Genomic DNA, 26,382 nt, shown 5'->3' with positions numbered 1-26,382 from the left:
CGTTTTGCCCCTACTCGCAAGGATCGCGTCATGCCGTACCTGGGCCTGGGTTTGCACGTCATCGTCGCGCTGTGTTTCGCCGTGCATGTCGTGCGCAGCGGCCAGGACCGGTACTGGCTGATGATTCTCTTCATGTTTCCGCTGCTGGGCAGCGTGGTCTACGGCGTGGCGATCTGGCTGCCGGACCAGCGCCACACCCGTCACGGCCGCGCCTTGGCCGGCAACGTGCGGCGCTTGCTCGACCCGGGCCGCGAACTGCGCGAGGCGCAGGACGCGTACGAAACCGCGGCCACCACCGACAACCGCATGCGTCTGGCCGATGCGCTGCTCGGCGCCGGCCGCGCCAGCGACGCGTTGCCGCTGTACCGCGCCGCGCTCAGCGGCATCCATCGCGACGATCCGCGGATCCAGGTCAAGCTCGCCCACGCGCTGCTGGAAGCCGGCGACGCCGCGCAGGCGCGGCAGACGCTGGAGGACCTGATCGCGCGCAAGCCCGATTTCCGCTCGCCCGAAGGCCATCTGACCTTCGCGCGCGCGGTCGCGGCGAGCGGCGACAAGGCCAAGGCGAAGGAAGAATTCGAGGCGCTGGTCGGTTACAGCAGCGGCTTCGATGCGCACGTGCATTACGTGGAATGCCTGATCGGCTGGGGCGAACTCGGCCGCGCGCGCGAGTTGTGCGAGCAGGCGCAGACGCGGGCCAAGCGCCTGCCGGCGTATGCGCGGCGGATGAACAAGCCGGCGCTGGATAAGCTCAAGGAATTGGGCAAGCGCGCGGAGAGCACGTAAGCCACGGCGATCCGAGCCGACCGCGTCGGGGCTGAAGCGTTTGCATCAGCCCACCGCGCTCTCGCCCAGTAGTTCGCCCAACCAATCGCGCACGCGCTCCAGGCGCCCGCTGCCCTGCGCCTCGGGCAACCACGCCAGGTACAGGCGCTTGACGTGCGCCGGATACGGCGAAGGCAACACACGCAATTCGCCGCTGGCCAGTCGATCGGCGATCAGGCGCGGATACATCAACGCGATGCCTTGCCCCGCCAGCGCGGCGCTGATCGCCGGCATCGGCGAGGACAGGCTCAGGTGCGGCAGCGGCCAGGTCGACGGATCGTCGCCGAACCACGCCGGCCAATCGTGACGCCAGCCGTCGCTGACCACATGCAGCACGCGCACGCCCGGCGTCGCGTCCTGCCACCAGCGCCGCGGATCCAGGCGCGCGATCAACTCAGGCGACGCCACCGGCAGCAAGGCCTGCTCGAACAACAGCTCGCCCTGCAGTCCCTGTTCGCGCGGATCGCCGTGCATCAGCAAGGCGTGGATGCGGCTGTGGGCCAGATCCGCCGCGGCGGCCGGACAGAACAGTTGCAGGTCGAAGCCGGCATCGGCGCCGAACTCCTCGATCCGCGGCAACAACAGGCTCACGCTCAGGCTGGTCGGCGCGCCCAGCACCAGCCGCCGGCTCTCGTCGCCGCGCAGACGCAGGCGCGCGGTCGCCGCTTCGATCTGTTCGAAACCGGCGATCAAGGCCTCGCCGTACTCGCGGCCCAGCGCGGTCGGGCGGGCGCGACCGCCGCCGCTGCGATCCAGCAGGCGCAGGCCGAAGGCTTCCTCCAGGTGCTGGACGTGCTGGCTCAGCGCGGCGTGGCTCAGGTGCAGGTGTTCGGCGGCGCGGCGCATGCCGTCGTGGCGGATTACGGCGGCGAAGGCTTGCAGGGCTCGCAGGGGTGGCAGGCGTCTGGGGGATGGGTTGTCTGTGGTCATTTTTACTTACCACTTGTGTTGGTTTTGTTGATTTTTAAAGGCATCTGGTGAGTCTATCTTTACCATATGTCTGCTGCCCCTCTGATTGCCTCGGCTGTACGTTCGCCGTCCCGTCCCTTGGTTGTTCGCGCCGGCCTCATGGCCTCAGCCTCGATCTGCCTGGCCTTGCTCGGGCTGCTCAGCCGCTACACCCGCGGCCTGCCGCCGGAGCTGGTCACCTGGCTGCGCTTCGCGATCCCCGGCTTGATCCTGGTCGGGCTGGCCCGGCGCGAGGACTGGCGCGCGGTGTGGTCGTTCGCCGACCGGCCGGGCTGGGTGCGCGCGGTGGCGGTGATCGTGTCGCAGGGTTGTTTCGTGCTCGCGGCGATGCGCGGCGACCTGCTGCACGCGGTGCTGCTGTACAACACCGGGCCCTTGTTCATCCCGCTGATCGCGCGCGCCTGGCTCGGCGAACGCCTGCAACCGGCGACCTTGTGCGGCCTGGCGGTCGGCTTCGCCGGCGTGCTGGTGGTGCTGCAGCCCGGCCGGCACGGGCTCGACGCGAACGCGCTGGTGTCGTTGTTCGGCGGGTTCGCGATGGCCGCCTCGCAGGTGCTGTTCTACCGCAGCGCCCAGCATCAGCCGCCGTTTCGCACCCAATTCAAGCTGTACCTGCAGGCGGCGATGGTCGGCCTGCCGCTGGTGCTACTGGCGAGCTGGCGCATGCCGGCGCAGCCGTTCGCGGTCGAGCCGCCGCTGGTGTTGGTGCTCGCGTTGCTCGGCATGGCCGCGTGCAGCCTCGGCAGTCAGTCGCTGCGCGACCTCGCGTATCGCGGCATGGACAACGCCTCCACACTGGCTCCGCTTATGTATGTAGCGGTCCCGGTCAGCGCGGCGCTGGACTGGCTGCTGTTCGGGCATGCGGCGCGCGCGGCGACCTTGATCGGCGCGGCGCTGATCGTGGCCGGCGCGATCGCCGCGCTGCGCGGCAATCGTCGCGCGGCGCCGGTCGCCGCGAATTCGAACCCCGGAGGTCCCGCATGAGCACCGCGACCCGCCACAGCGCCTTGATCGTGATCGACCTGATCAACGACATCGTCCACCCCGACGGCAAGATCGCGCGCGCCGCCGCGCAAGTGCATGAGCGCGGCATCATCGCCAGGATCAATGCGTTGAGCGAACGCGCCCGCGCCGCCGGCGCCATGGTCGCGATGGTGCGGGTGGCGTTCGCGCCGGATTATTCCAACGCACCGCGGCAATCGCCGTTGTTCGGCCGCGCGGCCGAATTGGGCGCGCTGCGCGACGGCGATTGGGGCACGCAGTTTCATGCCGACCTGGTGGTGGCGCCGCGCGACTGGATCGTCACCAAGCCGCGTGTGAGCGCTTTGTTCGACACCGACCTGGCCGCGCGATTGCACGCGGCCGACATCCGTCATCTCGCGATCTGCGGGGTTAGCACCGAAACCGGCGTGCAGACCACCGCGCGCGATGCGCATGATCGCGATTTCGGCGTGCAGGTGATCGGGGATGCGTGCGCGAGCGCGAATCCGTGTCTGCATGACGCGGCGCTGGAAATGCTGGGGACGGTGGCGCGGGTGGTGGATGCGCGGGACGTGCGGTTTAACGGGTGAATCGTCGCGGGATTGGGCGCGATGCGGGTCGATTGGATTCGCTGGGAGCTTGTGGGTAAAAGCGAATCCCCCCAGCCCCCCTTTTGCAAAGGGGGGAAAAGCACGGGATGGCGTAACCACCGGTTTGGTACGGATGCGCTCAGAGAACGCATCTACCGGCGACACGCTCAATCTCAGTACGCGAATTCCTTGAACACCGGATCCACGCTGCCGCCCCAGGCGCCATGGAACAGTTCGAGCTTGCGTTCGGCCGGGCTCTTGCCCATCGCGACGAACTCGGTCAGCGGCTCGAGATAGATCGATTCGTCCGCGCCGTTGTGGTTCAGGCGCGCGCGACGCTTCAAGCCGTGCGCGGAGATTTCCAGCGCGCGCCGCGCCAGGTCCAGCACCTTGCCGTCGCGGAACGGCAGGTGGAAGCCGTGCTGCGGCACGCCGTCGCGCAAGGCGTGACGCTCGGCTGGAGTGAAGTCGAGCACCAGGTCCCAGGCCGCGTCGAGCGCATCGGCGTCGTACAGCAGGCCGACCCAGAACGCCGACAGCGCGCAGATCCGGTTCCACGGGCCCGAGTCGGCGCCGCGCATTTCCAGATATTTCTTCAAGCGCACTTCCGGGAACGCGGTGGTGGTGTGATCGGCCCAGTCCTTCAAGGTCGGGCGCTGGTTCGGATACGCCGGCAGCTTGGCTTCGAGGTAATCGCGGAACGATTGTCCGGCCGCGTCGATATAGGTGCCGTCGCGGTACACGAAGTACATCGGCACATCGAGCAGGTAATCGACATAGCGCTCGTAACCGAAGCCGTCCTCGAACACGAAATCAAGCAGGCCGGTGCGATCGCGGTCGGTGTCGGTCCAGATGTGCGAGCGGTACGACAGATAGCCGTTCGGCTTGCCTTCGGTGAACGGCGAATCGGCGAACAGCGCGGTCGCGATCGGCTGCAACGCCAGCGACACGCGGAACTTCTTCACCATGTCGGGCTCGTCGCGCACGTCGAGGTTGACCTGCACGGTGCTGGTGCGGGTCATCATGTCCAGGCCGAGCGAACCGACCTTGGGCATGTAGTCGCGCATGATCTTGTAACGGCCCTTCGGCATCCACGGCATTTCGTCGCGGCGCCACTTGGGCTGGAAGCCCATGCCGAGGAAGCCCAGGCCCATCGGCTCGGCGACGGTGCGCACTTCGCGCAGATGGGTCGCCGCCTCCACGCAGGTGTCGTGCAGGGTCGCCAGCGGCGCGCCCGACAACTCCAGCTGACCGGCCGGCTCCAGCGACACCGAGGCATCGTCGCGGGTCAGCGCGATCACTCGGCCTTTTTCCTCCACCGGGGTCCAGCCGAACTGGACCAGACCCTTGAGCAAGGCCTCGATGCCGCGATCGCCGTCGAAGGTCGGCGGCCGCAAGTCGTCGACGCGGAATCCGAATTTCTCGTGCTCGGTGCCGATCTTCCAATCCGACTCCGGGCGCACGCCCGAGGCCAGGTAATCCACCAGCACGGCGCGCGCGCCGCCCTTGATGTCGGGAATCTCGAGATCCTTGACCTGGCTGGGACCGGACACATCCACCTCGCTGAGAAAAACCTGCTGCAAGGCACTATGCCCTGCTCGCGCATCGCTGCGCGGATTGCGCGCCCGCCAACCCAGCGGACGCGGCCGGCGCCTCGACGGGCGAGGACCGGCGCAAACCTGACGACCTGCATTGCCTGGGTTTCGGGTCTGGATATGCGGCACCTCGCCTACAATCGCAAGACCCCCGGCAGTGTAGACCCCGCCTTGCACCGAACAACGTCCGCCTTGCAACGCTATGGTGCGGCCTTGCCACTGGCGCTGGCGTTGCTGTGGCTGATAGCGCCGGGCGCGCGGGCACAGGCCGTGGTGGCGACGCTCGAACGCGGCAACGGCCCGGAACCGAGCACGCTGGACGCCCACCGCTGCCAGGAAGTCGCCTGCGGCAACGTGCTGCGCGACCTGTACGAGGGCCTGGTCACCGAGGACGCGCGGGGTCGGCTGATCCCGGGCATGGCGCAGCGCTGGTCGGTCTCGACCGACGGCCGCAGCTGGACCTTCACCCTGCGCGAACGCCTGCAGTGGAGCAACGGTGAGCCGATCGACGCGCACCAGATCGTCGCCAGTTTCCGCCGCGCGTTCGCTCCGGCCACCGCGGCGCCGTTCGGCGAACTGTTCGACGCGCTCGACAACGCGCAGGCGGTGCAGGCCGGCAAACTGCCGCCCGAGCGGCTCGGCGTCAGCGCGACCGATGCGCGCACCCTGGTGTTCCGCCTGAACCGCAGCGCCGGCTTGCCGGCCTTGCTGACCTTGCCGATCGCTTTCCCGGTGTACCTGCCCGCGGTCGAACAGTACGGCGCGCAACATACGCGGCCGGGGCGATTGGTATCGAACGGCGCGTATCGGTTGGCGGCGTGGACGCCGCAGGCCAACCTGGTGGTGGAGAAGAACCCGCGTTTCCACGATGCCGCCGCGGTCGCGATCGAACGCGTACGTTTCCAGGTCACCGAAGACGCCGCCGCCGAACTGCAACGCTTCGCCGCCGGCGACCTGCACATCACCGAGGTGGTGCCGCCGCAGCCGCTGCCCGCCTTGCGCAAACGTTTCGGCACGCAGTTGCGCTTGTCGCCGTACCTGGGCGCGTTCTGGCTCGGCATCAATCTGACCCGCCCTCCGCTGCGCAGCGCCGCCTGCGCGACGCCGCCCTGCAAGGATCGCGAACTCGCGCTGCGACGCGCGCTGACCTTGGCGATCGATCGCGACAAACTCACCCGCTACGTCACCGGCCTGGGCGAAACCCCGGCTTATGGCATCGTGCCGCCGGGCATCGCCGGGTATACGCCCGCGGCGATGCCGTGGCAGTCGTTGAGCCAGAGCCAGCGCGAGGAGCATGCCCGCGCGCTTTACCGACATGCGGGTTACTCCAGTGAAAATCCGTTGGTGATCGAACTGCGCTACAACACCTCGACCCCGCACCGTCGCCTGACCCTCGCGGTCGCGGCGATGTGGCGGCAGACCCTCGGCGTGCAGGTGCGGCTGCGCAACGAGGAATGGAAAGTGTTCGTGCAGAACCGCAAGCAGCGCGCCATCACCCAGGTGTTCCGCGGCGGCTGGATCGGCGATCTGGCCGATGCGCGCAACTTCCTTGCCGCGTTCGGCAGCGACGGGCCGTTGAACTGGATGGGCTACGACGACGCCGGTTATCGCGAACGCCTGGCCAAGGCCGATGCGGCGCATTCCGAAGCCGCGCGCAACGCCTGGCTGCGCGCGGCCGAGCAGCGGCTGCTAAACGATAACGCGGCGATTCCCCTGTATTTCTACAGTTCCAAGCATCTGGTCGCCGACAACGTGCGCGGTTTCGAAGCCAACGCGCTCGATCGTCACGCCAGCCGTTGGCTGAGTCTGTCGCCATGAGCGCATCGCCATGACCACGCCGCAATCGCGCAGCCGCCATCCCGAACGCCACCGTTCCGAACGCGTGGGCTGGCTGCGCGCGGCCGTGCTCGGCGCCAACGACGGCATCGTCTCGATCGCCGGGCTGGTGGTCGGCGTCGCGGCCAGCGGCGCATCGCCCGGCGCGATCCTGACCAGCGGCATCGCCGGCACCGTCGCCGGGGCGATGTCAATGGCGGCCGGCGAGTACGTGTCGGTGCAGTCGCAGGCCGACACCGAACGCGCCGATATCGCGGTGGAACAGCGCGAACTCGACGACGATCCGCAAAGCGAACTGGCCGAGCTGGCACGCATCTACGTGCAACGCGGGTTGACGCCGGAACTCGCGCATGAGGTCGCGCAGCAACTGACCGCGCACGATGCGCTGGGCAGCCACGCGCGCGACGAACTCGGCATCACCGACACCTTGCGCGCGCGCCCGGTGCAGGCGGCGCTGACCTCGGCGGCGGCGTTCATCGCCGGCGCGGTGCTGCCGATCGCCGCGGTGTTGCTGGCGCCGGCCGGGCGCACCGAAGCGGTCGCGATCCCGATCACCTTGATCGGCCTGTCGGTGTCCGGCGCGCTCGCCGCCTGGACCGGCGGCGCGCCGGTGCTGCGCGGCGCGCTGCGGGTCGCGTTCTGGGGCGCGCTGGCGATGGCCGCGGCCAGTCTGGTCGGCCGCCTGTTCGACGTGCACGTCTGATGCGCGGCGATTCCTTGCCTGCGCGCTTCGCTTCGCGTCTGCTCGAAGCGCTGATCACCCTGCTGTTGCTGGCGACATTGTGCTTCGCCCTGCTGCGCGCCGCGCCGGGCGGCCCGTTCGACACCGAGAAAGCCGCGCCGCCGGAAGTGCAGGCCGTGCTCGACGCGCAGTATCGGCTCGATCAATCGCTGCCGATGCAATACCTGGGCTGGCTCGGCGACGCGCTGCGCGGCGACCTCGGGCCGTCGTTTCAATATCCCGACTACACCGTCAATCAGCTGATCGCCAACGCGTTGCCGGTGTCTGCCTTGAACGGCGGCCTCGCGCTGCTGCTGGCGGTGCTGATCGGCGTCAGCGTCGGCGTATGGGCGGCCTTGCGCGCCGGCGGCTGGACCGATCGCGCGCTGATGCTGCTCGCCGGCCTCGGGCTGGCGGTGCCCAAGTTCGTGGTCGCGCCGCTGCTGGTGCTGTTGTTCGCGGTGACCCTGCACTGGCTGCCGGCCGGCGGCTGGGGCGACTGGAACAACGTGGTGCTGCCGGTGATCGCGCTGGCCCTGCCGAACATCGCCTACTGCGCGCGCCTGACCCGCGCCTCGATGCTGGACGTGCTGTCGGCCGATTACCTGCGCGCGGCGCGCGCGCGTGGTTTATCCGATACCCGCCTGCTGTTCGCCCATGCGCTCAAGCCGGCATTGCTGCCGGTGGTGGCGTGGCTGTCGCCCGCGCTGATCAACGTGGTCACCGGTTCGGCGGTGGTCGAGCAGGTGTTCGGCATCCCCGGCATGGGCCGCTATTTCGTCCAGGGCGCCTTGAACCGCGACTACACCCTGGTGCTCGGCGTGGTGCTGGTGATCGGCGCGCTGATCGTGGCGATCAATGTGGTGGTGGATGCGTTGCGGGGGTGGATGGATCCTCGTTGAAAGCCGAGATTCGGGATTGGAGATTCGGGATTCGGGGGTAAGGCCGGCCGCGCCGCCTTGAATCTCTAATCCCGAATCCCGTGCCAAACTCGCCCCCATGCGCAAGAAGTCGAAAGCCACCTCGCTCGACATCGCCCACCTGGCCGGCGTGTCCCAGGCCACGGTGTCGCGCGTGCTCAGCGGCAGCACCCTGGTCAACGCCGAGACCCGCAAACGGGTCGAAGCGGTGGTGCGCGAGCTCAACTACAAGGTCGACCGGCACGCCTCCAGCCTGCGCCGGCAACGCTCGGGCACCCTGGCGATGCTGCTGTTCGAGGACCCGACCCCGGACGAATCGCACATCAACCCGTTCTTCCTGTCGATGCTCGGCTCGATCACCCGCGCCTGCGCGCGCCACGGCCAGGATCTGCTGATCTCGTTCCAGCAGTTGTCCGACGACTGGGCCGGCGACTACGAAGACAGCATGAAGGCCGACGGGCTGATCCTGCTTGGCTACGGCGACTACCTCGCCTATCAGGGCAAGCTGCAGAAACTGGTCGAGCAAGGCACCCGCTTCGTCCGCTGGGGCGCGGTGTTGCCGGACCAGCCGGGGCTGTCGATCGGCTGCGAGAACATCGGCGGCGGCCGCCAGGCCGGCGCGCATCTGGTCGCGCTGGGACGCAAGCGGGTCGCGTTTCTCGGCGATGCGTCCACCCACTATCCCGAATTCCTCGATCGCTTCCTCGGCTGCGAGCAGGCCTTGCGCGACGCCGGCCTGACGATGGATCGCGCCTTGCAGGTCGACGCGGAAAGCTCCGAAGACGCGGGCCACGCCGCCGCGCGCGAGCTGATCGCGCGCGCGCTGCCGTTCGACGCGGTGTTCGCGGCGAGCGACCTGATCGCATTGGGGGCGATGCGCGCGCTGACCGAAAGTGGGCTGCGCGTGCCCGAGGACGTGTCGGTGATCGGCTTCGACGACATCCCGATGGCGCGCTTCGCCCATCCGCCGTTGACCACGATTTTCCAGGACACCAAGCAGGCTGGGGAGCTGTTGGTGGATACGCTGATGACCTTGGTGCGGGGGGAGGCGGCGGAGAGTATCCGGTTGCCTACGGCGTTGGTGGTGCGTAAGTCGTGTGGGGCGGAGTGACGGAAGCGGATACGACGGCGAACAAGTTGGTTTACGCGCGTTTCCAGTCGTTGCTTGCTGCTCGTTGCTCGTTGCTCGTTGCTCGTTGCTCGTTGCAATTTTGTCCACCAGTCACCGACGACAGATCGCCGGTCGTCAGTCGTCAGTCGTCAGTCGTCAGTCGTCAGTCGCGACAATCCTACCTACCGTCATTCCCGCGAAGGCGGGAATCCAGTGCCTTTCGTGCGAGAGCGCCTGAAGTCGCTGGATTCCCGCTTTCGCGGGAATGACGCTCCTGGAAGGATGGCGCTGAAGGCTCTGGATTCCCGCCTTCGCGGGAATGACGTTCTGGTGAGATGACGCCGCAATCAAGCAGCGCACTCAACGCCGCCGCGCATGCCCCATCGCACGATCCAACGCCACCCGAAGATCCTCGCGAACCACGGGCTGATCGAGAACGTAAACCTCAACCCCATGCGCCGGCACCGACGCGCGAAGCGACCCGCCTTCGGCCACGTCGACCTCGCCCCCACCCAATGCCGCGCGCCAACGCCCGGCCTGCAGATACTCGCTCACCTCGAACTGCGTCGCCGCATCGCCCTTGTTGAGCAGCACCAGAGCGATCTGCGATTTCCCAGCGTGCTCGTACACCCGATAGAACACCGCCCGATCGCCACGCAACTCAACGTTCAACTGCAAGCCGCGCTGCAGCGCCGGCGAAGTTTCGCGCACCTTCGCGATGCGCTTGAGCGATTCGCGAATCCGATTGCCTCGCGCCGTGTCGATGCGCTGCTGGCCGAAATAATTGCGATTGCCGGCATGCTCCGCGCGCCCGCGCTCAAAGCCGACCTCCGAGCCGTAATAGATCACCGGTATCCCGCGCGCGGTGAACAGCCAGTGGTGCGCGTCGATGAAACCCTCATCGCTGGCATCCAGGCGCGGCATGTCGTGGTTGTCGTAGAACGTCATCAGCTCGTACGGGTTCGCGTACGGACCATCGGTCAGATACAGCCGCTCGCTCAGCAATGCGAAATCACCGCGCTTGCGCCCGAACACCTCGGCCATCCGCTCCTTGAGCGGAAAATCGAGCACGCTGACGCCGCCGTTGCTCGCCCAGGTGAACGGCGCGATATTCTCGGCCTTGTAGTCGAACGCCTCGCCGAACATGAAGAAACCCGGCCGCTTGGCGCGGATGCGGTCGGAGAACCGCTTCCAGAACGCCGGCGGCATATGCCGGATGGTGTCGATGCGGAACGCGTCGGCGCCCTGGTCGATCCATTGCGAATACGCGCCGACGAAATAGTCCAGCACTTCGGGACTGGTGTCGTCGATGTTCGACAGCTGCACCAGATCTTTTTCGTTGTGGAAGAACCGGTGCAGCGGGTTATGCGCGGGATCGAGTTTATCCGGCGCGAGATTTTGGTGATCGGCGACCAGCACGCCGTCGCGATAGATCTCGCCGTACTTGGGCTGATCGACCGGCATGGTGAACGACGGCGAGCCATGATTGGCGACGATGTCGAGCACGGTCTTCAGGCCATGACGCTTGAGCCCTCGGGTCAGCCCGGCGAAATCCAGATCGCGGCTCGGCAGATGCTCGTCGAGCCGATAGAAATCCACGCCCCAGTACCCGTGATAACCGGTCTTGCCGCGATCCTGGAACGCGCCACCCCAGGTCACCGCATCGCCGCCGGTGAAGGCCTGATCGGGATTGTCGACGATCGGCGTCAGCCACACCGCGCCGAAACCCATGTCGCGGATGTAACTAGCGTTGTCGAGCAGGCCTTTGAAGTCGCCGCCCAGATAGCCGATGTTGTCGCTTTGTCCGGGCGGTCCGCCCGCGACCGGACGATCGAAGGTCCGCGTCGCCGGATCCGGTCCGCCCTGCTCGCGCTGGTCGTTGCTGGTGTCGCCATTGACGAAACGATCGGTGACCACGAAGTACACCGCGTCGCTCGCCATCGGCTCCAAAGTGCCGTAGTAGTCGCGCGCAGGTTTCGCATCGCGCGCGCCATGCGCGCAGGCCGCCAACGTCAGACTCAACAGCGCGATCGTCAGCCTCTTCATGCGCGCGCCTGCGCGGCATCGATCGGCTCCGCAGCCTGACCGGGTTCGCGCACCGACAACACGCACAGCCCGGCCAGGAACAGGCTGACGCCGCCGATCACCAGCGCCATCGCCGGCTGTCCGCCGAACAGATGCTTGAGCAAAAAGCCGAGCAGACTCGCCGCGACCAACTGCGGAATCACGATGAAGAAGTTGAAGATGCCCATGAACACGCCCATCTTCGCCGCCGGCACGCTGTCGGACAGCATCGCGTACGGCAGCGACAGGATCGAGGCCCAGGCGAAACCGACCCCGAGCATCGACAGCAGCAGCCATTGCGGATCGCGGATCAGCGCAATCGAAATCAACCCGGCGCCGCCGAGAAAGACGTTGAACAGATGGCTCCAGCGCAGGCCCCAACGGCGGGTCATCGGCGGGATCACGACCGCGGCCAGCGCGGCGAAGCCGTTGTAGGCGGCGAACAACACGCCGACCCAGTTCGCGCCCTCGTTGTACGCGGCCGAGGCGGTGTCGCTGCTGTGGTAATGCAACTGGGTGACTGCCGGCGTGGTGTAGATCCACATCGCGAACAAGGCGAACCAGGAGAAGAACTGCACCACGGCCAGGCGCAGCATGGTGGTCGGCATCGCCGCCAGATCGTCCATCACCGACGCGAAACCGCCGCTGTCGCCGACCACGCCGCGCAGCGCCAGCGCCAGCCCGAACGCGGCGATCAACGCGGCCAGCACATACAACTGCTTGTCCCAACCGAGCATCGAGATCGTGGTCGCGACGATGGCGCCGACCACCATCCACGACGCGCCCAGCAGCAGGCAACGCACGCGGTCGCGATTGGGTCGCGCCAGCACCGGCGCCTCGTCGAAGGCGTGCAGTTGCGCCGGTGGGTATTCACGCGTGCGCAGCACGGTCCAGCCGACCGACAGCAGCAGCACCGCGCCGCCGAAGTAGAACGCATAGCGCACGGTGTCGGGCACTTCGCCCGGCCCGGCGGTGTTGCCGACGCCGAAATGAGCGAGCGCGAATGGCAGCAGGCTGGCGATCACCGAGCCCACGCCGATGAAGAAGCTCTGCATCGCATAGCCGCTGGCGCGCTGTTGTTGCGGCAGTTGGTCGCCGACGAAGGCGCGGAACGGCTCCATCGAGATGTTGATAGACGCGTCGAGGATCCACAGCAGGCCGGCGGCGATCCACAACGTCGGCGAGTTCGGCATCGCGATCAGCGCCAGCGTCGCCAGCACCGCGCCGATCAGGAAGTACGGGCGACGACGGCCGAGGCCGGTCCAGGTGCGATCGGACAGGTAGCCGACGATGGGCTGCACGATCAGGCCGGTCAGCGGCGCGGCGATCCACAGCATCGGGATGTCGTCGATCGGCGCGCCCAGGGTCTGAAAGATGCGGCTGACGTTAGCGTTCTGCAACGCGAAGCCGAACTGGATGCCGAGAAAGCCGAAACACATGTTCCAGATCTGCCAGAACGAGAGCTGCGGCTTGCGGGACGGGGCGCTATGGCTGTAGGTCATGGGCTCGATACTGGCACGAAGGTGAGCGTGGCTACGCGGGCTTCGGCCGGCAAAAGCGAATCCCCCTCAATCCCTGTCACGAAGAGGGAACATAAGCGCGAGCGGAGCGTAGTACGAAGCGAACCGCGAGAGACGTTGCACGCTCGGATACAAAGAATCTTCATGAGCCCGCTCAACCACGCTCGCTCTTCAAAAAACACGGCCGAAGCCACTCATTCACAGGCAGCGATCGCGACCGCCGATCAAACCGGGCCCGGCGATTCCCTCTACACCCTCTCCCGCTTGCGGGAGAGGGCTGGGGTGAGGGCCCACGGACTGCAAACCTATATCGCAAGCCAAATCCGCGCGCCCTCATCCGGCCCTTCGGGCCACCTTCTCCCGCAAGCGGGAGAAGAACTTTTGAAAAAGCGGGCGGGGATTTTCCTTTACCCGAAAATCTCCGCAGCCACTCAGAACTGCGACGAGAACCGCACCCCATACATCCGCGGCGTATTCAAGTAACGAATATTGGTCGCGTTGTTGACGAAGCCCTTGCCCGAATACACCTCGTCGGTGAGGTTGGACACGAAGCCGTCGATGCGGAACTGATTGTCGCTGCCGAAGTTCAGTCCGGCCGAGACGTTGACGGTCAGGAACCCGTCGACATCGTCGCGCATCGCCAGGCCGTTGGCCGGGCCGCCGCCCGCGGCGGGGTTGGAGCCGTTGTTGAACGGCATGTCGCGCAGCGGAATCTCGATGACGTTGCCGTTCGCATCCTGGCCAAAACCGCGGCTGTTGAACGCGGTCAGGTAGTAATCGGAGCGGTAGGTCAGGTTGATCGTCCAGTCGAACGAGGACAGCGCGCCGCGGCCGATGTCGATGGTCTGCGACAGGCTGACGTTGGCGTTGTACTTCGAGGTGTTCGGCAGGCGATTGCCGTCCAGCGGCACGATCAGGCCCAGACCGCCCGAACGCGTGTCGAGCACGTTCGACTCGTCGAAGGTCGCATCCAGGTAGGTGAAGTTGTAGCCCAGGTTGAAGCCGTACGGCAGACCGACCCGGCCTTCCAGTTCCAGGCCCAGCACGCTGGCATTGGCGGCGTTGTCGTTGAACACCTGGCGGCTGGTCGCATTGGGATTGGTCGGCGTCGGCGCCGGCACGTCGATCAGGTTCTGCAGCACCTTGTTCTTGTAGTCGTAGTAGAACACCGACGCGTTCAGGCGTACCGGAGTCTCGCCCCAGACGTAGTCGCCCTTGATGCCGGCTTCGTACGAAGTCAGTTCTTCGGGTTCGAAGGTCGGCGCCAGCGCGCTGCCGTCGTTGAGCAGCAACGGCCGGTTGATGCCGCCCGAGCGGGTGCCGGTCGACACGGTGCCGTACACCATCACCTGCGGATTGATGTCGTACTCGAAGCCCACGCGCCAGTCGACGTAGCTGTCCTTATAGACGTCTTCGCTGCGGCCGTTGGGGAAATCCGAACGCGCGATCACCTGGATCTGGTCGCGGTTTTGTTGCAGGAACTGCTGCCAGTTGTCCTGCGCTCCGAAGTTCTGGATGCCGCCGAGGAAATAATCCAGCGTGTTACCGCCGGGCCCGCAACGCAGATCGGTCGGGTTCCAGCCGGTGCAGATGCTCGGAGAGCCGCCGCCGCGATTGCCCGGAGGCGCCAGGCGGAAGCCCGGCGAACCCAGGATCAGGCCGGTGGTGTAGGGGTTGGTCGCGGTGTTGATCGGCTGGCCGGTGAACTGCGCGAACAGTTCCTCAGGAATGATGAACTGGTATTTGACGTTGGATTCGCGCGCGATCTTCTTGTCGCGGGTGTAGCGCACGCCGCCGATCAGGCGCAGCGAATCGGTCGCGGCGAAGCTGAAATCGGCATAGGCCGCGTTCGATTCGACCTTGGAATTGTCGCCGCGGTTTTCGCCGCCCAAACCATCCTGGTAACCGCAGATCGTGCCCGGACGCCACCAGTCGCAATCGCCGAAGTAGCCGTTGCCGACGTCCCACGAGGTGTAGTCGTACTTTTCTTCGTAGTTGAACAGGCCCGCCGACCAGATCACCCGGCCGGTGTCGCCGAAGAAACGCAGTTCGTTGATGGTCGAGCTGGACTTGTCGGCCTGGTAGAAGGTGTCGTACCAGTCAAGGCGCTCGGGATTGAAATAGGCTTCGCGCTCCGAGCCCGGATATACCGGGCCGAGCTGCCACTCGCGCGAGGCGTTGCGGTTGTAGAAATCGTACTTGCGGTACGAGGTGTTGAACTCGACCGAGAACTTGTCGTTGAAGGCGTAGGTGAAGGTGCCGGCGATGCCTTCGATGTCGTTGGTGGTCTTGCCCTGGGTGCGGAAGTACTGCTTGAACGGATCGTCCAGGTCCTTGATGTCGTAGCCCGCCGACAGGCCGCGCTCGGCGAACAGGCCCGGGTCGCCGGTGCCGCGCTCGGTGACCTTGTCCAGCATCACGAACGCGGAGAACTTGTCGTTGGGCTCCCACAGCATCGACAGGCGCGCGGCCTGGTTGTCTAGCGCGCCGGGGCCTTCGGCATCGAACAGCGACCTGGGATAACCGTTACTGATGTACGAGGAGCGTTCCTCGTCGAACAAGGCCGCGCGCAGCGCGAAGGTCTCGCCGATCGGCAGGTTGAGCACGCCCTCGGCGTTGGTGAAGTCGTAATTGCCGGCGCCGATCTTGAGCCCGCCGCTGGTCACGCCGAGCTCCGGGCGCTTGGAGATCACGTTGATCGAACCGCCGGTGGCGTTGCGGCCGCGCACCGTGCCCTGCGGGCCCTTGTTAACCTCGATGCGGTCGACGTCGAAGAACATCGGCCCGATCGAGCGCGGACGCGGCAGGTAGATGCCGTTGTAGTAGGTCGCCACCGACGGATCGGAGGAGAAGTCCGAATCGGCCGCGCCGATGCCGCGCAGGAAGATTTCGTATTTGCCTTCCTGCTTGGTGATCTGCAATCCGGGCACCACCGCCTGCAGGTTGCGGAAATCGGTGTTGATGCCGAGCTTGGTCAGGTCCTCGCCGCTGAACGACTGGATCGTGCCGGCGTATTTCTGGATCGACTGCACGCGGCGGTTGCCGGTGACCTGGACCGCGTCGAGTTCGTGCGCAGCGCTTTGCGCGGCGGGCGCGGCGGCTTGACCCGCGACCGGCGCGGCGTCCTGCGGCTGCGGCGCATCGGCCGCCCACACCGTCCACGAACTGCACAACCCCAGCGAGGCCAGGGCCATCGTCAACAGATGGCGATTGAATTGCGATTGCGGCGTGGCCGGCTTGAGTCTCGACATGCTCCCCTCCAGAAGCGCTGTGTGTCGTCCGCGCGCGCACTGCGGCGCGCTGCGGTTGCCTGGGCGGCGTACGCCCTCGGTCTGAGGCGCATGTTAGGCAAGCGATCGCGCCCGCAGCGGGTTCTGCATACGTATTCATGGGATGAAGTCGCATTCATGTCGCACTTCGTCTGGCGATTGAGGGGTGAATACGTATGCACAGGCTCCGGCCGCGCCGGCCTGCGGCGGTAAGCTGGCGTGCATCGCGGCAGTGCAGCACGAACGCCGCCAATCGAATCAGGGGCGTCACTTGTCAGCCGTCAGCCTTTCCACCGATCCATCCCCGCGCGAAGAACTGTGGTGGCGCGGCGCGGTGATCTACCAGATCTACCCGCGCAGCTTCCGCGACCTCGACGGCGACGGCGTCGGCGACCTGCCCGGCATCATCGACAAGCTCGGTTATGTCGCCGATCTGGGCGTGGACGCGATCTGGATTTCGCCGTTCTTCAAATCGCCGATGGCCGATTTCGGCTACGACATCGCCGATTACCGCGCGGTCGATCCGTTGTTCGGCAGCATCGACGACTTCGACCGGCTGCTGGCCAAGGCGCATGCGCTGGGCCTGAAGGTCATGATCGATCAGGTGCTCAGCCACACCTCCAGCGAACACGAATGGTTCAAGCGCAGCCGCGAAAGCCGCGACAACGAGTATTCCGACTGGTACGTGTGGGCCGACGCGCGCGAGGACGGCACCGCGCCGAACAACTGGATGTCGCTGTTCGGCGGCGTCGCCTGGCGCTGGGAACCGCGCCGGCAGCAGTACTACCTGCACAATTTCCTGTCGTCGCAGCCGGATCTGAATTTCCACAACCCGGCGGTGCGCGCGGCGGTGCTCGACAACGTGCGCTTCTGGCTCGAACGCGGGGTCGACGGCCTGCGCCTGGACGCGATCAACTTCTGCTTCCACGACGCGCAGCTGCGCGACAACCCGGCCAAGCCGCCAGCGCAGCGCGTGGGCCGCGGCTTCAGCCCGGACAATCCGTACGCGTTCCAGTACCACCACTACAACAACACCCAGCCGCAGAACCTGGCCTTCCTCGCCGATCTGCGCGCGCTGCTGGACGAATACCCCGGCGCGGTGTCGCTGGGCGAGATCTCCTCGGAAGATTCGCTGGCGACCATGGACGAATACACCCGTCACGGCCGCCTGCACATGGGTTACAGCTTCGAACTGCTCACCGACGATTACAGCGTCGCCCACATCCGCGACACCGTGCAGCGGCTGGAAGGCACGATGCGCGAGGGCTGGCCGTGCTGGGCGATTTCCAATCACGACGTGCAGCGCGTGGTCACGCGCTGGGGCCGCGGCGCCAGGCCGGCGCATTTCGCGACCATGCTCAGCGCGTTGACCTGTTCGCTGCGCGGCTCGGTGTGCGTGTATCAAGGTGAGGAACTCGGCCTGCCCGAGGCCGAGGTACCGTACGAATCCTTGCAGGACCCTTACGGCAAGGCATTCTGGCCGACCTTCAAGGGCCGCGACGGCTGTCGCACGCCGCTGCCGTGGGACGCGAGCGAACGCGCCGGTTTCAGCACCGGCGAAGCGTGGCTGCCGATTCCGGCCAGCCATCGCGGGCTCGACGTCGCCACCCAGCATGCCGATCGCGATTCGATGCTCAATGGTTTTCGCCGTTTCCTGAGCTGGCGCAAACGCCATGCCGCGTTGCTCGATGGCGCGATCGCCTTCGTCGACAGCGCCGAACCGGTGATCGCGTTCGTGCGCGGCGAAGGCAGCGAGGCGATGCTGATGGCGTTCAATCTCGGCGACGGCGACGCCAGCGTCGAACTCGGCGCGATGGCGGACTGGCCGGTCGATTCGGGCCACGGCCTGCCGCAGGGCCGGGTCGTCGACGGGCGGCTGATCCTGCCGGCCTACGGCATCTACGCGGCGCGCGCCGGACGCTGATCGGCGCATAGGTTCCGCCTTCGCGCCGCTGCTGATGGCGGCGCGGCGTTCGTGCGTCGCCCCATCGCGCCGATGCATACTTCGCCTGCGCGAGCGCGTCGCCGCGCGCCAGGGGGAATCGATGCAGATCGTGTATCACGCGGCCCATTCGGCCGACGCGCAGCTGGTGCGTGGCTTGTTGGCGCAGGAAGGCATTCAATCGTTCGTGTTCGGCGGCGCGCTGGAAGGCGGCGCCGGGCTGTTGCCGGTCGGCGGTTCGGTGCGGGTCGAAGTGGCGGACGAACATGTCGCCGAGGCGCGCGCGATCATCGACGAATGGCAGGCGGCGGCGGTGCCAGCCGAGGAGGTTGAGGACGAACCGGCCGACGACGGATTCAACGACACGGCCGTGGCCAAGCCCGACGACGATCCCAACCTCTACAAACCCCTGCATCGCTCCAAGCCCGTACCCAGCCGCTTCGGCGTACCCAGCCTCGTGCTCGCGCTGGTCGTCGGTGGCGTCATCGGCGCCGTGCTGACCGCTGCCGCGAAACGGCCCGAACCGTTCACTGGCCGCTTCGATTTCGATGGCGACGGCAAGACCGATGAAACGGTCTTCTACAGCAATGGTCTGCCCGAGCGCATGGAGACCGACCGCAACCGCGACGGCAAGATCGACCAGATCGTGTATTACGAAGATGGACTGACCTCGACCATCGAACGAGACGACGACTTCGATGGTTATCGCGAAGGCAAGGGCGCGTATCGACACAACCAGCTGTCGAGCTACACCATGGACTACGACGGCGACGGCGAACCCGAGTACCGCGATCGAGCTCTGTTCGATGTGGTGCAAGTCCAGGAATGGCAGGACAAGCAGGGCCGGGTCATCAAGCGCATGCGCTATGTCGGCGGCCGCCTGGTCGACGACCAGCTCGACCGTGATGGCGACGGCGTCATGGATATCGAGCGCCGTTACGATCCGATCGGCGAAATCACCACGACGCGTTCGTTGCCTCGACCCTGAGACGGTCGCGACGTTTCCGCGCCGCGACGCAACCGCTGACGGTCGCCCTCAATGCGTCGGGACCGCGCGTCCCTCGCGCGGCGTGACGCCCGTCGGCGTACGCACCGGCGTGAGCGGACGCACCGGCGCGGTCCGCGACGGAGCCGCCAACGTATCCAACCGCTTCTTCGCCCCGCTATTGCCCAGATCGGCCGCTTTTTTCAGCACGACCCTGGCTTCCTCGATGCGGCCCTGGCCGACATAGATCTCGCCCAGGCCGCTGAGCGCGGTGGCTTTGGCCTTGGGGTCGTCGGCCGGCGCGTCCTTCACCGCCTGGGTCAGGGTTTGCTGCGCGTTGGCCAACTGGCCGCTCGACAACTGCTTCCAGCCGCACAGGGTGGCGTCGCCGCCGCCTTCGCACGGGTCCTTGCCGGCGCTGGACGCGGCGGCGATTTCCTCGGCCAATTCCTTGGGCTGGCTGGCCAGCGCGGCGCTGCCGAGCGCGTTCTGCAGTTGCTGGTTGTTCTGCTGCAGGCCCTTGACCGTCTCGATGATCGAATCGACCGAGATGTTGATGCTGCTGTTGTTGTCGGCGACCCGGATCGGCGCGTTCGGCGCGAGGGTCTGGCCGCTGTATTCGATCACCGGGTCGGGCAGTTTCACCGCGGCGAAACGCGGCGAGAAGGTCAGGTAGACGTTGGGCACCACGCGTTCGCCGCTGCGCCAGCTCTTGAGCGTGTCGAAGCCGATCATCGCCACCACCACGATGGCGCCGATGCCGAGATACCAGCGCACGTTCTTGTTCTGTTCGGCGTTCTTGGTCTTGAGCAGCGCATACGCGCCGTAGGCGAAGAACAGCAGTGCGGTGCCGTAGGCGCCTGCGGCGAGAATGGTTTGCGGATCGGTGATCGTGTCCATGCGGTAGCGCGTCCTGGGCCGGGGCCTGCACGCGCAGGCCGGGTCTTCGCGCAGTGCGCGAAGGTCCTTGAGTCACCCAGTCAGTAACGCGAAGCGTGGTGCGAAAGCGGCCAGCGAACGCTGGCGGCGGGAGCGAACCAGGTGTCCGTGGACGGGGCCGAAACCCCGCTTACCCTGGAAAGCCCGCTCGACACGCACCGGCGCGGCGGCCGGCTTATTCGTCCGACGGCGGCGGGAACAGCGCTTCGGGCACGGCCAGCGGAGTCGGCGCGACGCTCGGCAGCAGCCCCAGCCAGCCCATCACCTTCTCGCGCGCTTCGTCCACGCCCTGCTTGGACTCGCCGGAGAAGGTCTGCACGCTGACCGTGTCGCCGAAGGCCGCGTTCAATTCCTTGCGCACCATCATCAGCTGCTGCTGTTGCTGGCCGCGGCCGAACTTGTCGGCCTTGGTCAGCAGCGCGTGCGCCGGCAGGTCGCGGCTGACCGCGTAACCGAGCATCTGCCGGTCGTAGTCCTTGAGCGGGTGGCGGATGTCCATCACCACGACCAGCCCGCGCAGGGCCTGGCGGGTGCGGAAATAGCGGTCCAGGAACGCCTGCCAGTGCGCCTGCAGGTTCTGCGGCACCTTGGCGTAGCCGTAACCGGGCAGGTCGACCAGGAACTTGTCCGGTTCCGGCGCCGGATCGGGGCCGCGGTACGGCAGGCTGACGTCGAAAAACACCAGCTGCTGGGTGCGGCCGGGGGTCTTGGACACCCGCGCCAGCGCGTTCTGCTGGCACATGGCATTGAGCGCGCTGGACTTGCCGGCATTGGAGCGGCCGGCGAATGCGACCTCGAAACCGCCATCGGGCGGCAGTTGCTTGACGTTGTGCGCCGACAGCAGATAGCGGGCGCGGGCGAGGTGGTTGGTCATGCGGGTAGGATCGCACGGCGCACCGGAATACTTGCCCTTCCGGTCACATCCGGATGAACCCGCGTTGACCCGATCACGGCCGGCGAAGATAATTCCGAGGTTCCGGTGTCGGCCCAGCCGCCCCGTACCGCCTTTCAGCCAGCCTCTTCAGCAGCAAGCCAGCCCTGAAGCAACGAGTAGTTCGGAGCCCAGCTACATGAGCCAAGCCCGCGTCCTGAGCCTCGTCGGCCTCGCCGCCTTCGCGGTCGCCGCCGTTGCGTTCGCCCAGACCACGGTCACCCCGATTCCCGACAAGGAGCCGGTCCAGACCGCGCCGCTCAACGGCGGCCCGAAGGCCACCTGGGGCGACGTCAAGGCCGGCGCGACCAAGGCGGGCACCTGCGCGGCCTGCCACGGTCTCGACGGCAATCCGACCGATCCGCAGTACCCGCGTCTGGCCGGCCAGAGCGAGCGCTACATCGCCCACCAGATCGCCCTGTTCAAGACCGGCGAGCGCAATACCGGCATGTCCGCGGCGATGAAGCCGTTCGCCGACGCGCTCAGCGAGCAGGACGCGCGCGACCTGGGCGCCTACTTCGCGACCCAGAAGTCCGGCGCCGGCGTCGCCGACGACACGGTCGTGGCCTCGGGTCCGAACAAGGACAAGAAGTTCTATCAGATCGGCGAAGACCTGTTCCGCAGCGGCGACAAGGCCCGCGGCATCCCGGCCTGCATGGCCTGCCACGGTCCGGGCGGCGCCGGTAATCCCGGCCCGGCCTACCCGCACGTCGCCGGCCAGCAGGCGGCTTACTCCAAGCGTCGTCTGGAGGAATACCGCGCCGGCACCAGCACCCAGAAAGACCCGCACCTGTTCAACATCATGGCCAGCGTGGCCAAGTCGCTGACCGACGAAGAGATCGGTTCGCTGTCGAGCTACCTGCAGGGCCTGCACGAACGCGCCGACGACGTCGCCGCGGCCGATGCCCCGGCGGCCAAGCCGGCGGCCGCGCCCGCACCGGCTGCCGCGCCCGCCACGGCTCCGGCGGCCGCGCCGACCACCGCTCCGGCGGCACCGGCCCAGCCCGCCAAGGGCTGAGCGCGCGTCAAGGCAATACCCGGACGCCGGCCTGGCAACAGGCCGGCGTTTTTGTTGGGCGAAGGCGCGAGGCGGACAGCCTCTGCAAGCGGGCCCTGCTTCGGCGACCGAGCCGCGGCCGCGAATCTGGCGCGATGGCGTCATCAACGCACCCCGCCACGGCTCGCGACCGCGAGAAATCGCCGTGCCGCCGACGCGCGCCCGTTGCCCCGGGCCGCGATCCGCGCCGCATAAAGTGACCGCCATCACTGCCTGAGCGCACAGGAACTTCTTCGGGCGGTTTCGATCTCACTGCATACTCTTGGTTCTGCACGCCGGCCGTTATCCTTGCTGCCGGCGTTTTTTATGTTCCCCGGCCAGCGCGAACCCCGTTCGCCGCGCGCCGGCCACCCCACCGACGAGACCTACCGATGAATCTGCGCCTGGCCACCCTGCTGCTGCTCGCCGTGCTTCCCTTCGCTGCCTCCGCCGCGCCCAAGGCCGCCGCCGGCGCCGCGCCCGTCGTGGGCGTGGACTACGTCGAGATCGAGGGCGGCAAGCCGTTCGCGCCGGTCAAGGGCAAGATCGAAGTGGTCGAAGTGTTCGGCTACACCTGCCCGCACTGCGCCCATTTCGAACCGCAGGTCGCGGCCTGGAAGGCCAAGCTGCCGAGCGATGTGAATTTCGTGCCGCTGGCCGCGCCGTTCGGCGGCTACTGGAATCCGTACGCGCAGGCGTTCTACACCGCGCAGGCGATGAAGCTGCAACCCAAGACCCACGAAGCGGTGTTCAAGGCCCTGCACGAAGAGCGCAGCCTGCCGATCCAGAACGCTTCGGCGGCCGAGATCGCCGCGTTCTACGCCAAGTTCGGCGCCGATCCGATCGCCTTCGCCGCGGCCATGAACGGCCCGGCCACCGCCAAGGCCATGGACCGCGCCAAGACCTTCATCATGGCCAGCGAAGTCGACAGCACCCCGTCGATGGTGGTCGCCGGCAAGTACCGGATCATCACCCAGAAGGGTTTCGACGACATGCTGCGCGTGGCCGATGGGCTGATCGCCAAGGAACGTGCTGCCGCCAAGCGCTGAGGCGCTTGACGGCCGGGATTGGGGATTCGGGATTCGGGATTCGGAAAATCACCAGCGCTGACTCGCCGTGGCTGTTGCGAATCCCGAATCCCCAATCTCCAATCCCGGCTCCCAACCTACACTCCACGTTCAGTCCCGCGGCCGCTATGCTGGCCGCCGCCCTTGTCGGCCTCGCGTTCGGCGTTCGCCACGCCCCGAGGCCCTCGTCTTCTTTGATCGTTTGCGGAGATTCCCGATGATTTCGCGTATGGCCTCGTTGTCCCGCTTTCCGCTGGTGCTGACCGCGCTGTTCGCGCTGGCCGCCTGCAACAAGACCGAAACCGCGCCGGCCGAAAGCGCCGCCACCCCGGCCGCGACCGAAGCCGCCGCCACCCCGGCCGCCGAAGGCGCCACGCCGGCGCCGGCCGAAACCGCGCCGGCCCCCGCGGAACCCGCGATCCAGCCGGCCGCGGTCGCGACCCCGCCGGCCGGCCCGGCGCCGACCGTCGGCGCCGACTACGAAGAAATTCCCGGCGGCCAGGCGTTCGACCCGGTCCCGGGCAAGATCGAAGTCGCCGAAATCTTCAGCTACACCTGCCCGCATTGCGCGCAGTTCGAGCCGGTGCTGCTCGATTGGCGCAGGAAGCAGACCGCGGACGTGAAGTTCACCCCGATCGCAGGTCCCTTCGGCGGCAACCCGATCCCGTTCCAGAAGGCCTTCTACGCCGCCCAGACCCTGAGCCTGGTCGAGAAGACCCACGAAGCGATGTTCCGCGCCGTCCACATCGACCAGTCGCTGAACTACCAGACCATCACCGACGAACAGATCGGCGCGTTCTACGCCAAGTACGGCGTCAAGGCGGCCGACTTCATCGGCACCATGAACAGCTTCGCGATCAACGCCAAGGGCAAGCGCGCCGAACAGTTCATGCAGCGCTCGGGCGTGAGCTCCAGTCCGTCGCTGGTGGTCAACGGCAAGTTCCTGGTCAAGGGCAAGAGCTTCGAGGACATGCTGCGCATCACCGACCACCTGGTCGCGCAGGAACGCGCCGCGCTGAAGTCCAGCGCGCCGGCCGCCGCTCCGGCCGCCGACGCGGCGCCGAAGCCGTAATCGGCCCGCAGGCATCGACCCAAGCATGACCACACGCCGGCTGCGCCTGCTCAGCGCGAACATCCAGGCCGGCTCCAGCACGCGTCGCTACAGCGATTACGCGACGCGCAGCTGGTCGCATGTGCTGCCGGCCGGCAACAAGCGCGGCAGCCTCGACACCATCGCCCAGCTGGCCGGCGAGCACGACATCGTCGGCCTCAACGAAAGCGATCCGGGCAGTCTGCGTTCGGGCTTCACCAACCAGACCCATTACCTAGCCCAGCGCGCTGGCTTCGATTACTGGAGCCACCAGCCCAATCGCCGCGTAGGCAATGTCGCCTCCAGCGCCAACGGCCTGCTGAGCAAGCTGGAACCGCGCGAAGTCGTCGACCATCCCCTGCCCGGCCGCATTTCCGGCCGCGGCGTGCTGATCGCGCATTACGGAAGCGGCGACGACGGCCTGACCATCGCCGTCGCCCACCTCTCGCTCGGCGCCGGTTCGCGCGCCTCGCAGTTGGCCTTCATCGCCGAACTGCTGCACGACCATCCGCACGCGGTGCTGATGGGCGACTTCAACTGCTCGGCCGATCGCCCCGAGATGCAGGCCTTGTTCCGCAACACCCGCCTGCAACCGCCGAACGAAGTGTTTCCCACCTTCCCGAGCTGGCGTCCGCAGCGCGCGATCGACCACATCCTGCTGGGCGACGGCCTGAGCTTCGCCAGCGCGCGCGCGGTGCCTGCGGCACTGTCGGATCATCTGGCGTTGTCGCTGGAGCTGGATGTACCGGATCACGCGTTGCGTTGATCTGGATGCGTGTCGATCGACGCGTGTGTGGGGCATTGAACGACGATGGGGTGATACGCGCGGGATTCGCGAGGCGGGCGGGTATGGGTAGGTACGCGCCGAGGGGTCATTTGCCGCGCCGGGCCTTCGTCTGCATCAATGGATATCCCGTTCGCGCCACGCTCTTGCTGTTCCCCCCTTTGGAAAAGGGGGGGCAGGGGGGATTCGCTTTTGCTCCATGCTGTCGTGGGGCGTGATTGCAAAAGCGAAGACAAAAGCGAAAAGCGAATCCCCCCTGCCCCCCTTTTCCAAAGGGGGGAAAAACAAAGTCTGTTCGCCCCCTTCTCGACTCTCGACTCCCGACTCCCGACAACCCCATGCCCACGCTGATCTTCACCCCTCGCCACAGCGAAGACTCGCAGGCGCTGTGGAAAGCCGCTGCTCGCCAAGGCTGGAGCGTCGAACGCCTGCCCGGCTGGCGCGTGCCCGAGCATCTGCGCACGCTGTCCGAACCGGTGTTCTATGGCGAAGCCTTGTTCGGGCCGTCGATCAGCGAACAACTCGGCCTGGTCCTTTCGAACCCGCCGGAAGACTGGCTGGTGCGGCTGCCGCTCGAATATCGCCTGCGCGATATCCGGCTCAGCACGCTCGGCGCCGAACGCGCCAGCATCGCGCCGGCCTTCATCAAGCCGCCGAACGACAAGAGCTTTCCGGCCCAGGTCTACATCGGCGCCGAGTTGCCGCGCGGTTACGACGAAGACATGCCGGTGCTGGTGTCGGACGTCGTGCGCTGGCGCTGCGAGTTCCGCTGCTTCGTGCTCGATCGTGAGTTGCGCACGTATTCGCTGTATTCGCGCGACGGTGAACTCGCGCGCGACAGCGGGTTCGCAAGCACGTCCGAGGAAGACGCGGGGTTGCGCGATTTCATCGGCCGCTTGCTCGCTGATTCGCGCGTGGATCTGCCGCGCGCCTGCGTGATCGACGCGGGCATCATCGACGGCGGCGATTGGGCCTGCGTCGAGCAGAACGCGGCCTGGGGCGCGGGGTTGTATGCCTGCGATCCGGATGCGGTGCTGGAGGTGTTGCGGCATGCGGGGACGCGGGCGAACGGCTGATCGGGCTGTGGGTATCTCCCTGTAGGAGCGGCGCGAGCCGCGACCACTCGAAGAGGTGTGCGCGAGCGAAACTACCCAAGCCCATACACCCCGGGCGCTTATGGAGGCGACTCGCCGTGTCATCGCTTCGG

21 protein-coding genes are annotated in these 26,382 nt (G+C 66.9%); 14 read left to right on the top strand and 7 right to left on the bottom strand.

Translation table 11 applies throughout. From position 1 onward, the window contains the following. Positions 1 to 30: 30 nt before the first annotated feature. Positions 31 to 786: a tetratricopeptide repeat protein gene (locus ASD86_RS21145; RefSeq protein ID WP_056115447.1), complete on the top strand. Its 756-nt coding sequence runs from the start codon at positions 31 to 33 to the stop codon at positions 784 to 786. A gap of 45 nt (positions 787 to 831) precedes the next feature. On the opposite strand, the gene ASD86_RS21140 is transcribed toward ASD86_RS21145, so the two are convergent. Next, complete coding sequence (locus ASD86_RS21140; RefSeq protein ID WP_082578590.1) at positions 832 to 1,755, bottom strand: LysR substrate-binding domain-containing protein; 924 nt, start codon at positions 1,753 to 1,755, stop codon at positions 832 to 834. Between the two features lie 138 nt (positions 1,756 to 1,893). Between ASD86_RS21140 and ASD86_RS21135 the strand changes: the two genes are divergently transcribed. Together ASD86_RS21135 and ASD86_RS21130 are read left to right on the top strand one after the other, a co-directional pair. After that, positions 1,894 to 2,778 (top strand): DMT family transporter, encoded by an 885-nt coding sequence (locus tag ASD86_RS21135; protein ID WP_056115442.1) that lies wholly within the window; start codon positions 1,894 to 1,896, stop codon positions 2,776 to 2,778. After that, entirely contained in the window at positions 2,775 to 3,365 is a 591-nt protein-coding gene (locus ASD86_RS21130) for an isochorismatase family cysteine hydrolase (RefSeq protein ID WP_056115439.1), read from the top strand. The genes ASD86_RS21135 and ASD86_RS21130 overlap by 4 nt, the downstream gene beginning before the upstream one ends. Before the next feature lie 173 nt (positions 3,366 to 3,538). Here ASD86_RS21130 and ASD86_RS21125 read toward each other — a convergent pair whose 3' ends face one another. Further along, entirely contained in the window at positions 3,539 to 4,885 is a 1,347-nt protein-coding gene (locus tag ASD86_RS21125) for a glutamate--cysteine ligase (protein ID WP_157477049.1), read from the bottom strand. A gap of 267 nt (positions 4,886 to 5,152) precedes the next feature. Between ASD86_RS21125 and ASD86_RS21120 the strand changes: the two genes are divergently transcribed. The 4 genes from ASD86_RS21120 (at position 5,153) to ASD86_RS21105 (ending at position 9,548) form a co-directional block, all read left to right on the top strand. Next, positions 5,153 to 6,778 carry a peptide ABC transporter substrate-binding protein gene (locus tag ASD86_RS21120; RefSeq protein WP_056115436.1) on the top strand — a complete coding sequence of 542 codons (1,626 nt, stop codon included), beginning with the start codon at positions 5,153 to 5,155 and terminating at the stop codon, positions 6,776 to 6,778. Between the two features lie 10 nt (positions 6,779 to 6,788). Beyond that, positions 6,789 to 7,499, top strand: coding sequence for a VIT family protein (locus ASD86_RS21115; protein WP_056115429.1), 711 nt, complete (start codon positions 6,789 to 6,791; stop codon positions 7,497 to 7,499). Beyond that, complete coding sequence (locus ASD86_RS21110) at positions 7,499 to 8,419, top strand: ABC transporter permease subunit (protein ID WP_056115425.1); 921 nt, start codon at positions 7,499 to 7,501, stop codon at positions 8,417 to 8,419. The genes ASD86_RS21115 and ASD86_RS21110 overlap by 1 nt, the downstream gene beginning before the upstream one ends. Positions 8,420 to 8,516: 97 nt before the next feature. Next, positions 8,517 to 9,548: a LacI family DNA-binding transcriptional regulator gene (locus ASD86_RS21105; protein ID WP_056115422.1), complete on the top strand. Its 1,032-nt coding sequence runs from the start codon at positions 8,517 to 8,519 to the stop codon at positions 9,546 to 9,548. A gap of 360 nt (positions 9,549 to 9,908) precedes the next feature. Here ASD86_RS21105 and ASD86_RS21100 read toward each other — a convergent pair whose 3' ends face one another. From ASD86_RS21100 to ASD86_RS21090, 3 genes are all read right to left on the bottom strand, one after another. Next, complete coding sequence (locus ASD86_RS21100; RefSeq protein WP_056115419.1) at positions 9,909 to 11,594, bottom strand: alpha-amylase family glycosyl hydrolase; 1,686 nt, start codon at positions 11,592 to 11,594, stop codon at positions 9,909 to 9,911. Beyond that, the gene (locus tag ASD86_RS21095) at positions 11,591 to 13,114 is read right to left on the bottom strand and encodes an MFS transporter (RefSeq protein WP_056115416.1); all 1,524 of its coding nucleotides are present in this window, start codon (positions 13,112 to 13,114) and stop codon (positions 11,591 to 11,593) included. The genes ASD86_RS21100 and ASD86_RS21095 overlap by 4 nt, the downstream gene beginning before the upstream one ends. A gap of 449 nt (positions 13,115 to 13,563) precedes the next feature. Further along, positions 13,564 to 16,383 carry a TonB-dependent receptor gene (locus ASD86_RS21090; protein ID WP_082578587.1) on the bottom strand — a complete coding sequence of 940 codons (2,820 nt, stop codon included), beginning with the start codon at positions 16,381 to 16,383 and terminating at the stop codon, positions 13,564 to 13,566. A 289-nt stretch (positions 16,384 to 16,672) separates the two neighbouring features. On the opposite strand from ASD86_RS21090, the gene ASD86_RS21085 reads away from it, so the two are divergent. Continuing rightward, the gene (locus tag ASD86_RS21085) at positions 16,673 to 18,325 is read left to right on the top strand and encodes an alpha-glucosidase (protein WP_235567858.1); all 1,653 of its coding nucleotides are present in this window, start codon (positions 16,673 to 16,675) and stop codon (positions 18,323 to 18,325) included. A gap of 121 nt (positions 18,326 to 18,446) precedes the next feature. After that, a complete protein-coding gene (locus tag ASD86_RS21080; RefSeq protein ID WP_162253720.1) occupies positions 18,447 to 19,331 on the top strand; it encodes a DUF2007 domain-containing protein in 885 nt (294 codons plus the stop codon). 48 nt (positions 19,332 to 19,379) lie between these two features. Here ASD86_RS21080 and ASD86_RS21075 read toward each other — a convergent pair whose 3' ends face one another. Further along, the gene (locus ASD86_RS21075) at positions 19,380 to 20,228 is read right to left on the bottom strand and encodes a tetratricopeptide repeat protein (protein ID WP_056115405.1); all 849 of its coding nucleotides are present in this window, start codon (positions 20,226 to 20,228) and stop codon (positions 19,380 to 19,382) included. Positions 20,229 to 20,442: 214 nt separating this feature from the next. Further along, positions 20,443 to 21,141, bottom strand: coding sequence for a ribosome biogenesis GTP-binding protein YihA/YsxC (yihA, locus tag ASD86_RS21070; protein WP_051547443.1), 699 nt, complete (start codon positions 21,139 to 21,141; stop codon positions 20,443 to 20,445). A gap of 196 nt (positions 21,142 to 21,337) precedes the next feature. On the opposite strand from yihA, the gene ASD86_RS21065 reads away from it, so the two are divergent. The 5 genes from ASD86_RS21065 (at position 21,338) to ASD86_RS21045 (ending at position 26,251) form a co-directional block, all read left to right on the top strand. After that, a complete protein-coding gene (locus tag ASD86_RS21065; RefSeq protein WP_056115402.1) occupies positions 21,338 to 22,216 on the top strand; it encodes a c-type cytochrome in 879 nt (292 codons plus the stop codon). 410 nt (positions 22,217 to 22,626) lie between these two features. Beyond that, positions 22,627 to 23,283, top strand: a complete 657-nt coding sequence (locus ASD86_RS21060; protein WP_056115399.1) for a thiol:disulfide interchange protein DsbA/DsbL — start codon at positions 22,627 to 22,629, stop codon at positions 23,281 to 23,283. Positions 23,284 to 23,530: 247 nt separating this feature from the next. Continuing rightward, complete coding sequence (locus ASD86_RS21055) at positions 23,531 to 24,373, top strand: thiol:disulfide interchange protein DsbA/DsbL (RefSeq protein ID WP_056115396.1); 843 nt, start codon at positions 23,531 to 23,533, stop codon at positions 24,371 to 24,373. Between the two features lie 25 nt (positions 24,374 to 24,398). Further along, positions 24,399 to 25,157, top strand: coding sequence for an endonuclease/exonuclease/phosphatase family protein (locus ASD86_RS21050; RefSeq protein WP_056115394.1), 759 nt, complete (start codon positions 24,399 to 24,401; stop codon positions 25,155 to 25,157). Between the two features lie 356 nt (positions 25,158 to 25,513). Next, entirely contained in the window at positions 25,514 to 26,251 is a 738-nt protein-coding gene (locus ASD86_RS21045; RefSeq protein ID WP_056115390.1) for an ATP-grasp domain-containing protein, read from the top strand. Positions 26,252 to 26,382: the final 131 nt, after the last annotated feature.

This window comes from Lysobacter sp. Root690, from assembly GCF_001427785.1.
Lineage (GTDB): Bacteria > Pseudomonadota > Gammaproteobacteria > Xanthomonadales > Xanthomonadaceae > Lysobacter.
This window is presented reverse-complemented; position numbering and strand designations above follow the sequence as displayed.